Origin of the sequence: Rhodosalinus sp., assembly GCF_041685465.1 — a bacterium.
Classification (GTDB): Bacteria; Pseudomonadota; Alphaproteobacteria; order Rhodobacterales; family Rhodobacteraceae; genus Rhodosalinus.
Genome location: NZ_JAWLFS010000075.1, coordinates 1 through 11963 on the forward strand (window position 1 = coordinate 1; position 11963 = coordinate 11963).

Annotated in this window: 15 protein-coding genes and 1 tRNA gene; 7 read left to right on the plus strand and 9 right to left on the minus strand. The window is 70.6% G+C overall.

The annotated features are described in order from the left end of the window. The coding region (locus tag ACESL7_RS06900; RefSeq protein ID WP_372892582.1) for an asparaginase at positions 1-515 on the minus strand (515 nt) is incomplete at its 3' end. Positions 516-686: 171 nt separating this feature from the next. Here ACESL7_RS06900 and ACESL7_RS06905 point away from each other — a divergent pair. The 4 genes from ACESL7_RS06905 to ACESL7_RS06920 all read left to right on the plus strand — a co-directional run bounded on the left by ACESL7_RS06905 (position 687) and on the right by ACESL7_RS06920 (position 3371). Beyond that, positions 687-1250, plus strand: coding sequence for an invasion associated locus B family protein (locus ACESL7_RS06905; RefSeq protein WP_372892583.1), 564 nt, complete (start codon positions 687-689; stop codon positions 1248-1250). 81 nt (positions 1251-1331) lie between these two features. Next, positions 1332-2519, plus strand: coding sequence for a dual-specificity RNA methyltransferase RlmN (rlmN, locus tag ACESL7_RS06910; RefSeq protein ID WP_372892584.1), 1188 nt, complete (start codon positions 1332-1334; stop codon positions 2517-2519). A gap of 95 nt (positions 2520-2614) precedes the next feature. Next, positions 2615-2845: a hypothetical protein gene (locus ACESL7_RS06915; protein ID WP_372892585.1), complete on the plus strand. Its 231-nt coding sequence runs from the start codon at positions 2615-2617 to the stop codon at positions 2843-2845. Between the two features lie 46 nt (positions 2846-2891). Further along, positions 2892-3371: a hypothetical protein gene (locus ACESL7_RS06920; protein ID WP_372892586.1), complete on the plus strand. Its 480-nt coding sequence runs from the start codon at positions 2892-2894 to the stop codon at positions 3369-3371. Here ACESL7_RS06920 and ACESL7_RS06925 read toward each other — a convergent pair. Next, a complete protein-coding gene (locus ACESL7_RS06925; RefSeq protein WP_372892587.1) occupies positions 3304-4155 on the minus strand; it encodes an LOG family protein in 852 nt (283 codons plus the stop codon). The genes ACESL7_RS06920 and ACESL7_RS06925 overlap by 68 nt on opposite strands. Positions 4156-4279: 124 nt before the next feature. Between ACESL7_RS06925 and dapD the strand changes: the two genes are divergently transcribed. Further along, positions 4280-5107 carry a 2,3,4,5-tetrahydropyridine-2,6-dicarboxylate N-succinyltransferase gene (gene dapD, locus ACESL7_RS06930; protein WP_372892588.1) on the plus strand — a complete coding sequence of 276 codons (828 nt, stop codon included), beginning with the start codon at positions 4280-4282 and terminating at the stop codon, positions 5105-5107. 129 nt (positions 5108-5236) lie between these two features. Here the strand turns inward: dapD and ACESL7_RS06935 are convergent. The 7 genes from ACESL7_RS06935 to ACESL7_RS06965 all read right to left on the minus strand — a co-directional run bounded on the left by ACESL7_RS06935 (position 5237) and on the right by ACESL7_RS06965 (position 10972). Continuing rightward, positions 5237-5313 (minus strand) — tRNA-Pro (locus ACESL7_RS06935). Between the two features lie 137 nt (positions 5314-5450). Next, positions 5451-6557 (minus strand): 3-isopropylmalate dehydrogenase, encoded by a 1107-nt coding sequence (gene leuB / locus ACESL7_RS06940; RefSeq protein ID WP_372892589.1) that lies wholly within the window; start codon positions 6555-6557, stop codon positions 5451-5453. A 56-nt stretch (positions 6558-6613) separates the two neighbouring features. Continuing rightward, a complete protein-coding gene (locus ACESL7_RS06945) occupies positions 6614-7621 on the minus strand; it encodes an endonuclease/exonuclease/phosphatase family protein (RefSeq protein WP_372892590.1) in 1008 nt (335 codons plus the stop codon). Between the two features lie 59 nt (positions 7622-7680). Next, entirely contained in the window at positions 7681-8511 is an 831-nt protein-coding gene (locus ACESL7_RS06950) for a hypothetical protein (protein WP_372892591.1), read from the minus strand. Positions 8512-8777: 266 nt separating this feature from the next. After that, entirely contained in the window at positions 8778-9383 is a 606-nt protein-coding gene (leuD, locus tag ACESL7_RS06955; protein ID WP_372892592.1) for a 3-isopropylmalate dehydratase small subunit, read from the minus strand. 23 nt (positions 9384-9406) lie between these two features. After that, positions 9407-10810: a 3-isopropylmalate dehydratase large subunit gene (gene leuC / locus ACESL7_RS06960; RefSeq protein WP_372892593.1), complete on the minus strand. Its 1404-nt coding sequence runs from the start codon at positions 10808-10810 to the stop codon at positions 9407-9409. Between the two features lie 72 nt (positions 10811-10882). Continuing rightward, complete coding sequence (locus ACESL7_RS06965; protein ID WP_372892594.1) at positions 10883-10972, minus strand: isopropylmalate isomerase; 90 nt, start codon at positions 10970-10972, stop codon at positions 10883-10885. Between the two features lie 205 nt (positions 10973-11177). On the opposite strand from ACESL7_RS06965, the gene rsfS reads away from it, so the two are divergent. Further along, complete coding sequence (rsfS, locus tag ACESL7_RS06970; RefSeq protein ID WP_372892596.1) at positions 11178-11552, plus strand: ribosome silencing factor; 375 nt, start codon at positions 11178-11180, stop codon at positions 11550-11552. 7 nt (positions 11553-11559) lie between these two features. After that, the coding region (locus ACESL7_RS06975) for a 23S rRNA (pseudouridine(1915)-N(3))-methyltransferase RlmH (RefSeq protein WP_372892595.1) at positions 11560-11963 on the plus strand (404 nt) is incomplete at its 3' end.

The following is an 11963-nucleotide window of genomic DNA, read 5'->3' on the forward strand; positions in this document are numbered from 1 at the left end:
ACCGCCTCGAAGGCCGCGCGGCAGGCGACCTGCACCGGGTGATCGGGCAGGTGATACTCCGGCCCGGCGCCCCTGTGCCGCGCCAGCGTCAGCATGCCGACGTGCTTGCCCGAGCAGTTGTTGTGCAGTTGCGAGGGCGCCGCATCCGCGCGGATCAGCGCGTCGCGCGCGGCGCGGTCGGCCGGCCATTGCGGACCGCAGCGCAGGTCTGCCTCCGAGAGACCGAGCGCGGCGAGCCAGTCGGCGACGCGGCGGGTGTGCATCTCCGCGCCCTGGTGCGAGGCGCAGGCGAGCGCGAGATGTTCAGACGTGAGCCCCGCCGCGTCGGCGGCGCCGGAGGTGACGAGGGGCAGCGCCTGGATCATCTTGACCGCCGAGCGGGGCAGGATCACCCGCGCCGGATCGCCCCAGGCGTGGCGCACCCCCTCCGGCCCGGCGATCACCGCCGCGCCGAGGTGCCGGCTCTCGGCGAAGGGATCGCGCGTCGCCTCCGCCATGAGCGTCCATCCGTCCATTGCGGCCCTTCCCCTCACGTTTCGGCACGTATGTTCCGAGAGGTCTTTCGCCGGGGGATCATTTCACGCTAGAAGACACGCGTCGAGAGGGACTTGCCCGCTCGCGCGAACCGCCGGGAAGAGCGGTCGAGGCGGGCCGGTACCGGGCATGGACAGCTTGGAGGCAGGCAGATGATTTCCCGTATGTTGCCGGGTCTGGCCGGGGGGCTTGCGCTCGCCCTGGCGAGCATGGCCGTCGCGCAGGACGAGGAAAGCTCGAACCGCGTCGCGGCGGAAACCGACTGGAGCGTATTCGTCGAGGACGACCCCACCGAATGCTGGGCGGTCACGCAGCCGAAGGAAACGGAGAACACGCGCGACGGGCGCGTCGTGGCGGTGCGCCGCGGCGATATCCTGCTCTTCACCTTCTTCCGGCCCTCCGACGGCGTGGCAGGGCAGGTGACCTTCACGGGCGGATACCCGCTCTCGACCGAGGCGCAGATCACCATGGTCGTCGGAGACGATCGCTTCCGCCTCTACACGCAGGAGGACGACCCCGACACGCAGGTCAACGAACAGGAATGGGCCTGGGCGGCGTCGGCCGACGATGACGCGGAGATCGTCGCCGCGATGCGGCGGGGTGAGGACGCCGTCATCACCGCGGAGAGCACGCGCGGCACCCAGACCGAGGACACCTTCTCGCTCATGGGCTACACGGCGGCCGTGGAGGAGGCGCAGGCGCGCTGCGAGGAGTGATCCCGCCCGGCGACGGCGCCCTTTGGCATCGCGGGCGGAATGCTATATGAGGCGGAGTCTCCGTCAGCCGCGGGAAATGCCATGAGTGCCGACGCACCGATCACGCACGATGTCCTGACCATCCCCCGGAAGGTACCGGAGGGGCCGCTCAATCTCGTGGGCCTGACGCGGCCGGCCTTCCGGCAGGCCCTGATCGCGGCGGGCACGCCCGAACGCCAGGCGAAGATGCGCGAGGCGCAGCTCTGGCAGTGGATATATCATCGCGGCGTGCGCGACTTTTCCGCGATGACGAATCTCTCGAAGGCCTATCGCGCGCAGCTCGCGGAAAACTTCTCCGTCGATATCCCCGAGATCGTCTCGCGCCAGGTCAGCGCCGACGGCACGCGCAAGTATCTCATGCGGATCGCCGGCGGCCACGAGGTGGAGACGGTCTATATCCCCGAGACCGATCGCGGCACGCTCTGCATCTCCTCCCAGGTGGGCTGCACCCTCACCTGCTCCTTCTGCCACACCGGCACGCAGAAGCTCGTCCGCAATCTCACCGCGGGCGAGATCGTCGGGCAGGTCATGGCGGCGCGCGACGACCTCGGCGACTGGCCGACGCTCGGCGAGGGGATGGGCGAGCGTCCGCGCCTCGTCTCCAACATCGTGCTGATGGGGATGGGCGAGCCGCTCTACAACTTCGAGAACGTGCGCGACGCGATGAAGATCGCCATGGACGGCGAGGGCATCTCGCTCTCGCGCCGGCGCATCACGCTCTCCACCTCCGGCGTCGTGCCGGAAATCGCCCGCTGCGCCGAGGAGATCGGCTGTCTCATGGCGGTGAGCTTTCACGCCACCACCGACGAGGTGCGCGACCGGCTCGTGCCGATCAACAGGAAGTGGAACATCGCGACGCTGCTGGAGGCGCTGCGCGCCTATCCGCGGCTCTCGAACTCCGAGCGTATCACCTTCGAATACGTGATGCTCAAGGAGGTGAACGACAGCGAGGCGGACGCGCGCCGCCTGCTCAAGCTGATCTCGGGCATCCCGGCGAAGATCAATCTCATCCCCTTCAACGAATGGCCGGGCGCCCCCTACGAGCGCTCCGACTGGGACCGGATCGAGGCCTTCGCCGACATCATCTACAAGGCGGGCTACGCCGCGCCGATCCGCACGCCGCGGGGCGAGGACATCATGGCCGCCTGCGGGCAGCTCAAGTCCGCGACCGAGCGCGCGAAGAAATCCCGTGCCGAGATCGCGGCCGAGGCCGGATTGTCCACGCCCTGAGAACGCCCGCGGCTCGCCCGCCGCGCGCTCCATTTTCGTCACACCGGTCGACTATCCCCTCGGAGCAGAGGCAACTGTTTCGATTGGAGGATACGATGGACCTGATGGAGCAAATGGCCGCGCAAGGCCTCGCCGACATTCGCGACCTCGCGCAGCGCGAGCGCCGCATGGCGCTTTCCGACCGGGAGTGGTCGCACCGGCTGAAGGGCTACGGCTACCGCGTGGTCAAGACCGAGGCCGGGGCGGTGATCTGCGGCGTTCGGAGCGACGCGCCGCTCTGCACCCTGCCGGCCGAGCGCGAACCCTCGGGCGACACGCTGCACTGAGCGTCGGTCAACTTCGCGTTAACCACACCGCGGCAGTCTCGGCGGCATGGAACGCCTGGACCTCGAACTGGCGCCGGAGTACGTCGCCGCGCTCGACCGGATCGCGCGCGCCGAGGACGTGAGGCGCGGACAGGCGATCCGCGACGCCATCCGCCGCGACCTGAAGCGCCGGGAGAAGGCGAAGACGCCCGTCAGGGCGGATGAGCGGCTCGTCGCGCCCTTGCGGGCGCTCCTCGCCGAGGATTTCGCCTATGCGCGCGACTGGTCGGACCTGCAGTCGCGCCTCGCGGCGAAGGGCTACCGCCTGCAGGAGGCCGGGGGTGGCCTCGCGCTGCACGCCCTCGACGGCCGGCGCCTCTGCAAGGGGTCGGAGCTGGGCTACGGCTGCGCCCTCCTTGTCCGGACCTTCGGCGCGCCGGTTCCCGGTCACGCGCACCGCGCGGCGGCGGCCCGCGCGTTCAGCCCTCGGGCGGCACGCGGCCCGGGATCTCCTCGCGCGGGGGCTCGATCTCCCAGTCCTCGATGATCGCGATGGCCTCCTCCGCCGTCTCGGCATAGCGGAAGAGGTCGAGGTCCTCGGGCGAGATGGTGCCCGCCTCGGCGAGCGCGGACCAGTCGATGATCCGCTCCCAGAACGCGCGCCCGAACAGCAGGAAGGGCACCCGCCGCATCCGCCCCGTCTGGATCAGCGTCAGCGCCTCGAACATCTCGTCGAGCGTGCCGAAGCCGCCGGGGAAGATGCAGATCGCGTTGGCGCGCAGCAGGAAATGCATCTTGCGGATGCCGAAGTAGTGGAAATTGAAGCAGAGCTCGGGCGTGATGTAGGAATTGGGCGCCTGTTCGTGCGGCAGCACGATGTTGAGGCCGATGCTCTCGCCGCCGGCCTCCTGTGCGCCGCGGTTGCCGGCCTCCATCACGCCGGGGCCGCCGCCGGTGACGATCACGTTCTCGCCCGTGCCGCGGCACGCCTCGGTCATCCGCCGCGCGAAGTCGCGCGCCACCTCGTAGAAGCGCGAGAGCTCCCGCAGGGTCTCGGTGCGCGCCGTCTCCTTCAGGTCGGGCGGCGGGATGCGCGCGCCGCCGAAGAGCACGATCGTGCTCTTCACCCCGTGCTCGTCCATCAGCATCGAGGGCTTCAGGAGCTCGAGCTGCAGCCGCACCGGCCGCAGCTCGTCGCGCAGCAGGAAGTCCTCGTCGTCGAAGGCGAGCCGGTAGGCGGGCGAGCGGGTCTGCGGCGTCTGCGGCAGATGCTCGGCCGTCGAGCGGTCCGCGCCGGCGTCGGGGAACGGGCTGCGGCGGTCGTCGGTCATGGGGTACCTCCTGTGCCCGCCCTGCCTAACGCCTCCGCCGCGCGTCGGCCACAGCGCGGATTGTGCGGGCCGGGGCGCTCGCCTATACCCCGCGCGACACGCAGTCACGCAAGGGGAGCGACAGATGTCCACCGCTGGTCTGGAAGCCGCGATCGAGGCCGCCTGGGAGGCGCGCGACACCATCACCCCCGCCACCGGCGGCGAGACGCGCGAGGCGATCGAGGCGACGCTCGAGGCGCTCGACCGCGGCGAGCTGCGCGTCGCCGAGCCGGGCGGGAGCGGCGCATGGCACGTGAACCAGTGGGCCAAGAAGGCCGTGCTCCTCGGCTTCCGCATCAAGGACATGGAGATGCAGTCGGGCGGCCCGCAGGGCGGCGGCTGGTGGGACAAGGTGGACAGCAAGTTCGCCGGCTGGGACGCGGCGCGCTGGCGCGAGGCCGGCTTCCGCGCGGTGCCCAACTGCGTCGTGCGCCGCTCCGCCTACATCGCGCCGGGCGTGGTGCTCATGCCGTCCTTCGTGAACCTCGGCGCCTACGTGGACGCGGGCACGATGGTCGACACCTGGGCGACCGTGGGCTCCTGCGCGCAGATCGGCAAGAACGTGCATCTCTCCGGCGGCGTCGGCATCGGCGGCGTGCTCGAGCCGATGCAGGCCAACCCGACGATCATCGAGGAGGGCTGCTTCATCGGCGCGCGCTCGGAGGTGGTCGAGGGCGTGATCGTGCGCGAGGGCGCGGTGCTCGGCATGGGCGTCTATCTCGGCCAGTCCACCAAGATCGTGGACCGCGAAACCGGCGAGGTCTTCATGGGCGAGGTGCCGCCCTACTCGGTCGTCGTCTCGGGCTCCATGCCGTCGACGGGGGGCGTGAACCTCTACTGCGCGGTGATCGTCAAGCGCGTGGACGCGCAGACCCGCTCGAAGGTCGGCATCAACGAGCTTCTGCGCGACTGAGCGTGAGCCCGGGCGCGAAGACGCGCGTCGCCCCGGCGGCGCGTGTTTTTCGTGTCCACCCGGCCGATTTCCCGGGCCGCCGGGAAGCGCGGACAGTGGTGATACGTCGCACGGCTTTGGGGGAAAATCTGGTCGGAGTGGCAGGATTCGAACCTACGACCCCCGCCTCCCGAAGACGGTGCTCTACCAGGCTGAGCTACACTCCGACCGTGTGGCGCCGCATAGCCCGTCGCGCGGGGCTTGGCAAGGGGCGATGCGGGCGATTTCGGCCCGCTGCCGCCGCGGCGGGCGAACGGCCTTGAAAAGGCCGTTCAAGGCGCTTTTCAAGCGCCTTTTCCCGCGCTCAGAGGCTCGCGTCGAGCTCCGCGATCACCGCGTCGCCCATCTCGCGCGTGGTGGCCGGCGTCGCGCCTTCGACGTTCAGCAGGTCGCCCGTGCGGATGCCTTTGGCGAGCACCCGCTCGACCGCCTGCTCGAGGCGCGTCGCCTCCGCGCCCGCGTCGAAGGAGTAGCGCAGCGCCATGGCGAAGCTCAGGATGCAGGCGCAGGGGTTGGCCTTGCCCGCGCCTGCGATGTCGGGCGCGGAGCCGTGCACCGGCTCGTAAAGCGCCTTGGGCCGGCCGTTCGCCATCGGCGCGCCGAGCGAGGCCGAGGGCAGCATGCCCAGCGAACCCGTCAGCATCGCCGCGAGGTCCGACAGGAGATCGCCGAAGAGGTTGTCGGTCACGATCACGTCGAACTGTTTCGGCCAGCGGGTGAGCTGCATGGCGCCCGCGTCGGCGTACATGTGGGTGAGCTCGACGTCGGCGTAGTCCGCCGCGTGCACCTCGGTCACCACCTCGCGCCAGAGCACGCCCGATTCCATCACGTTGGCCTTCTCCATCGAGCAGACCCGGTTGCCCCGCCGCCGCGCGAGCTCGAAGGCGGCGCGCGCCACGCGGGCAATCTCGGCCTCGGTGTAGCGCTGGGTATTGAGGCCGACGCGCTGGCCGCCCTCCTCGAAGACGCCGCGTGGTTCGCCGAAATAGACGCCCGAGGTGAGCTCGCGCACGATCATGATGTCGAGCCCGGCGACCACCTCGCGCTTGAGCGAGGAGAAATCGGCCAGCGCGTCGAAGCACTGCGCCGGGCGCAGGTTGGCGAAGAGGTCCATCTCCTTGCGCAGGCGCAGGAGGCCGCGCTCGGGCTTCACGGAGAAGTCGAGCGCGTCGTATTTCGGCCCGCCCACGGCACCCAGAAGCACCGCGTCGACCGATTGCGCCTTTTCCATCGTGGCGTCGGAAAGCGGCGTGCCATGCGCGTCGTAGGCCGCGCCGCCCACCAGGTCCTCCGCGACGTCGAAGGCGAGCCCGCGCTTGTCGCCGTACCACGCGACGACGCGAAGCACCTCGGCCATCACCTCGGGACCGATCCCGTCACCGGGCAGAATGAGCAGCGAACGATCGGACATGGGGGCACTCCTGAACTGGACGGGTCGCGCTCGCCTAGTCCGCGCCGCACGTCCGGTCAAGGCGGCGCGCCTTCCGGCGCGGCGAGGTCCACCCAGACCAGCCTGTGAGGCCCGGCGGTCGTCGCGGCGGTTGCGAGCGGGCCGCCCTCGGGCCAGACCACGCCCGCGCCCGTCACGCGCCAGTCGGCCGAGGGCAGGACGTAGTGCACCCGCAGGTTCCCCGGCCCGTCCCAGTCGGCCGTGTCGAGTGCCGGGGCGCCCGCGTGGTCCGGATCGGCCGCGGCGCGGGCGCCCACGCTCTCCGGGCGCGGGTCCTGCAGGCGCGGGTCTTCCAGCAGCGCGCGGATCGCGGCGTGCCGCCCCTCGCCGTCCACGGGATCGAGGTTGGCGTTGCCGAGGAGCACGAAGCGCCGCTCCGGCGCCGGGCCGAAGGCGCCGTCGAGCACATGGCGCCAGAGGCGGATCTCGTCGGCGTTGCGCAGGCCGTTGCGGTCCTCCGGCCCGTCGAAGACCGGCGGCGTCGCCGCGAAGGCCAGAACGGTGAGCGGCGCCGCGCCCTCGGGGCGCACCTCGACCGTCCAGTGCCCGGTGGAGGAAAGGCGCTGCGCTGCCAGCACCGCCTCGGAAAGCCCGGCCTCCGTTGCGCGGCTCTCGGGCAGATCGCGCCAGAGCAGGGCGGAGTAATCCCGCGCAGCCTCCGCATCGATCGGGTGGCGCGACAGGAGCGCGAGCCCGCCGTCGCCCGCGAAGCGGCCCCAGCCCTGCGCGTCGTCGGCCTCGCCCCGGCGCCCGTCGCCGTCGAGGTCGAGCTCGGTGGCCATTCCGGCATTCGGGCGCAGCGCGAAACGGTGGGGCATGGGGTGCCCGGCCTCGGCCACCAGTCCGGCGAAGGCATCGAGGGCGCGGCCCTCCCAGTCGTAGTCGAAATCCGTGAGCAGCAGGATATCCGGCCCCGCCTCGGCGATCACCTCGGCGGCGGCCGCGGCCTGCGCCTCGCCCGCGCGGATGTCGCGGAGGAGCAGCCCCGGCCCGTCGCGCGAGAGCGCGGCGCCATAGGTCGCCACGCGCAGCGTCTCGGCCGGGAGCGCACCGGCCCAGAGCGCGGCGAGCAGTGCAAGCGCGCTCAGGCTGCCGCGGGGGCCTCGCGCAGGGCGGTGGTGCGCCGGCGCTTGTCCTCGACAAGGTCGGCGACGCGCTGCAGTGCAAGGGCGCGCATGATCATGCTGACGGGCAGAAAGCCCCATACGCTCATCATCCAGATCAGGGTATGCGGGTCGCCGAGCCGCAACGGGCCGACGGCCAGCGTCACCACCTTGAGCGCTGCGGGTAGCACGAAGGGGACCAGAACGCCCAGCATCAGATTGACGCGCCCCTCGCGGCGCAGCCGCTGCACGATGTCGCCGCCGCTCGTCGGGTCGAAGAGCGGCATGTTGATCCAGACGTTGAACGGCCCGTCGCGCAGCGGCCAGCCTCGTCGCACCACGAGGGCGAAGATGCCGAGCGTGAGCGCAGCATAGACGCAGGCGAGGCCCGCTGCCGCATGCACCGCCTCCAGCGCGGTTGCGCCCGGGCTTTCGGCCACGCCGATGAGGAGCAGGCGGAGGGGCGAGTAGGGGAAGTCCAGCGCGGTCCCCGCGAGCGTGCCGAGCGATGTGAGGGCGCCGCTGAACAGCGTGGGCCGCACGAAATCGGCACAGACGACCGCGGTGCTCAGCACCACGGCGAAGAGACAGGCGAAGCGCAGGCGGTTGAAGGGGGGCGCATCGCGGAATTCCACGACACTCGGATAATCGGTGTAATACTCCACGAAGACGAAGGTCGCGGCGATGAAACAGACCAGCGGGAGGGCGAAGCCGCCGCCCCCGATCGTTGCCGGCAAGACCAGCGCCGGCATCACCACAAGAAGCGCGGCGAGCACGGCGCGCGCCGCGGCGCCCACGAGCCGTTCGATCACTGCCCATTCCCTTCGTCTCGGCCGGGCGCTGTTTTCATCCGCGCCCTCGTCGCCGGTCCGGACCCGCCGTGCATGACGGACTGCCTCAAACTCGCCCGAATCCTGCCCAGTTTCCGTCACAGCCTCAACTCCGGGGTTAAGCATGCCTGCAAAATCGGGCGGCTTCTGGGCCGGACTGGTGCGTCAATGCATCAAAACGGCGACCTCGGTCGGTCGCCGAAAAGAGGAAATACAAGATCTTGTGTGCCGCTCTTCAGGTCCTGACTTCAGACCCAGGGGCGTTCGGCCGCCAGGCGCGACTCGAATGATTCGATCTCGGCGGCGCGGCCAAGCGTCAGGCCGATGTCGTCGAGCCCCTCCATCAGGCAGTGCTTCTTGAAGGGGTCGATCTCGAAGGGGTACTCCGTCCCGTCCGCGCCGACGACGACCTGTTTTTCCAGATCGACGGTCAGGCGCGCGTTGCCGCCCTGCTCGGCGTCCTGCATCAGCGCGTCCACCTGCGCCTGCGGCAGGACCACGGGCAGGATGCCGTTCTTGAAGCAGTTGTTGTGGAAGATGTCGGCGAAGCTCGGCGCGATGATGCAGCGGATGCCGAAATCCTCCAGCGCCCAGGGCGCGTGCTCGCGCGAGGAGCCGCAGCCGAAGTTGGCGCCGGCGACGAGGATCTCGGCGTCGCGCCAGGGCGCCCTGTTCAGCACGAAGTCCGGCACCTCGTCGCCGTTCGCGTCGTAGCGCATCTCGTCGAAGAGCGCGACGCCGAGCCCGGTGCGCTTGATCGTCTTCAGGTACTGTTTCGGGATGATCATGTCGGTATCGACGTTGATCAGGGGCAGCGGCGCCGCGATGGCGGTGAGCCTTTCGAATTTTTGCATTGTCTCGCTCCTTTCCGCCGGGTTCAGGTCAGCTCGCGCACGTCGGTCAGCCGCCCGGTGACGGCGGCGGCCGCGGCCATCGCCGGCGACATCAGGTGCGTGCGCCCGCCGCGGCCCTGCCGGCCCTCGAAGTTGCGGTTCGAGGTCGCCGCGCAGCGTTCGCCGGGGCTCAGCTGATCCGGGTTCATGCCGAGGCACATCGAGCAGCCGGCGAGGCGCCAGTCGAAGCCCGCCTCCTTGAAGATGTCGGCAAGGCCCTCCTCCTCGGCCTGCGCGCGCACGAGGCCGGAGCCGGGCACGATCATGGCGCGCACGCCCTCCTTGACCTTGCGGCCCTTCACGACCTCGGCCGCGGCGCGCAGATCCTCGATCCGCGCATTGGTGCAGGAGCCGATGAAGACGGTGTCGATGTCGATCTCCGAAAGCGGCGTGCCGGGGGCGAGCCCCATGTATTCCAGCGCGCGCTTCGCCGACTCGGCCTTGCCGTCGGCGAAGCTGTCGGGGTCGGGGACCGCGCCGGTGATCGGCACCACGTCCTCGGGCGAGGTGCCCCATGTCACCACGGGCACGATCTCCGAGGCGTCGAGGGTGACGACCTTGTCCCAGTGCGCGTCCGCGTCCGAGTGCAGCGTCTTCCACCAGGCGAGCGCGGCTTCCCACGCGGCGCCCTTGGGCGCGTGCGGGCGGCCGGCGACGTAGTCGAACGTCGTCTCGTCGGGGGCGATCAGCCCGGCACGCGCGCCGCCCTCGATCGCCATGTTGCAGAGGGTCATGCGCCCCTCCATGGAGAGCGAGCGGATCGCCTCGCCGCAGTACTCGATGACGTGGCCGGTGCCGCCGGCGGTGCCGGTCTTGCCGATGATCGAGAGCGTGATGTCCTTGGCGGTCACGCCGGGCGGCAGCTTGCCCGTCACCTCGACCTTCATGTTCTTCGACTTGCGGGTGATGAGCGTCTGCGTGGCGAGGACGTGCTCGACCTCGGAGGTGCCGATGCCGTGCGCCAGCGCCCCGAAGGCGCCGTGCGTCGAGGTGTGGCTGTCGCCGCAGACCACCGTCATGCCCGGCAGGGTCCAGCCCTGCTCGGGGCCGATGATGTGCACGATGCCCTGCCGCACGTCGCTGACGGGGTAATAGACGACGCCGAACTCGCGCGCGTTGCGGTCCAGCGCCTCGACCTGGATGCGCGACTGTTCGTCGTCGATGCGGTCGGCGCGGTCGGCGCTCGTCGGAACGTTGTGGTCGGGCACGGCGATGGTGCGCTCGGGCGCGCGCACCGCGCGGCCGGCGAGGCGCAGCCCCTCGAAGGCCTGCGGGCTCGTGACCTCGTGCACGAGGTGGCGGTCGATGTAGAGGAGCGCGGTGCCGTCCTCGTCCTCATGGACGAGGTGCGCGTCCCAGATCTTGTCGTAGAGCGTCTTGGGGGACATGGGTCTCTCCCGTGGGTGGCGATGGGCTGGACAGGGCAGGGGAGCGCGCCGCGTGGCGCACCGGTGTCAGGCTCAGGCCGCCCGCGCGAGCACGCTGCGCGCGGCCCCGAAAAAGCGCCACGGCAGGCGGGCGCGGTCGTCCATGTCGAAGACCCGGCTCATGAAAGGGGAAATATACCGCGCCCCGACGACAAGCAAGCGCGGAAGCGGCGGCGTCGCGCCTGCCCGGTGGGGGTTCATTGAATTGTCGCCCCCGGCTTGCTACCTTCGGGACATGCCCGGCGCCGGGGCAGGGTACGGCGCGACAGCCAAGGAGGACGATGTCCTGTTTCTCGACGTCAACGCGGCGGGTGCCGCAGACACGAGGGTGCCCGTGAGGGGCACCGCCGATCCGGACCGCGCGGGCGATGCCGTTCTGTCCCGCATTCTGGGTGTTCTCGACGACAGCAAGGCCGACGATATCGTGACGATCGACCTGCGCGGGAAGTCCGCGATGGCCGATCACATGGTGATCTGCTCGGGCCGCAGCGCGCGTCAGGTCTCTTCCATCGCCGACCGCCTGGTGGACACGCTCAAGCAGGATCTGGGCGTGCGCGCACGGGTCGAAGGGCAGGAGGCGGGCGACTGGGTGCTGATCGACGCCGGCGACGTGATCGTGCACGTCTTCCGTCCCGAGGTGCGCGAGTTCTACCAGCTCGAGAAGATGTGGCTGGAGCCCGCGGCGGCGGCCACCCGCGCCTGAGCGGGCCTTGCGTCTGACGATTCGCGCGGTGGGCCGGCTCCGCGCCGGCCCGGAGCGTGCGCTCATCGACGATTATATCGCGCGCGCCGGCAAGGCCGGACGACCGCTCGGCCTCGGCCCGGTCGAGGAGACCGAGGTCGAGGATCGCAAGGGCGGCGGTCCGGCGGCCGAAGCCACTCTCCTGACCCGGAAGCTCGCGCCCGGCACGTTCCGCGTCGCGCTCGACGAGCGCGGGCGCGCGCTCTCCTCGCGCGAAATGGCCGCACGGATCGCGCAATGGCGCGACGAGGGGCGCGGCGAGGTGGCGTTCCTCATCGGCGGCGCCGACGGGCTGGACCCGGCGCTGCGCAGCGGCGCCGATCTCGCGCTCTCCCTCGGGCCGATGGTCTGGCCGCACGCGCTGGCGCGGGT

Excerpts from the sequence above, each read along its gene's own strand:
- ACESL7_RS06905 (WP_372892583.1), top strand. The coding sequence starts at position 687 with ATGATTTCCCGTATGTTGCCGGGTCTGGCCGGGGGGCTTGCGCTCGCC.
- rlmN (WP_372892584.1), top strand. The coding sequence starts at position 1,332 with ATGAGTGCCGACGCACCGATCACGCACGATGTCCTGACCATCCCCCGG.
- ACESL7_RS06915 (WP_372892585.1), top strand. The coding sequence starts at position 2,615 with ATGGACCTGATGGAGCAAATGGCCGCGCAAGGCCTCGCCGACATTCGC.
- ACESL7_RS06920 (WP_372892586.1), top strand. The coding sequence starts at position 2,892 with ATGGAACGCCTGGACCTCGAACTGGCGCCGGAGTACGTCGCCGCGCTC.
- ACESL7_RS06925 (WP_372892587.1), bottom strand. The coding sequence starts at position 4,155 with ATGACCGACGACCGCCGCAGCCCGTTCCCCGACGCCGGCGCGGACCGC.
- dapD (WP_372892588.1), top strand. The coding sequence starts at position 4,280 with ATGTCCACCGCTGGTCTGGAAGCCGCGATCGAGGCCGCCTGGGAGGCG.
- leuB (WP_372892589.1), bottom strand. The coding sequence starts at position 6,557 with ATGTCCGATCGTTCGCTGCTCATTCTGCCCGGTGACGGGATCGGTCCC.
- leuD (WP_372892592.1), bottom strand. The coding sequence starts at position 9,383 with ATGCAAAAATTCGAAAGGCTCACCGCCATCGCGGCGCCGCTGCCCCTG.
- leuC (WP_372892593.1), bottom strand. The coding sequence starts at position 10,810 with ATGTCCCCCAAGACGCTCTACGACAAGATCTGGGACGCGCACCTCGTC.
- ACESL7_RS06965 (WP_372892594.1), bottom strand. The coding sequence starts at position 10,972 with ATGAGCCGGGTCTTCGACATGGACGACCGCGCCCGCCTGCCGTGGCGC.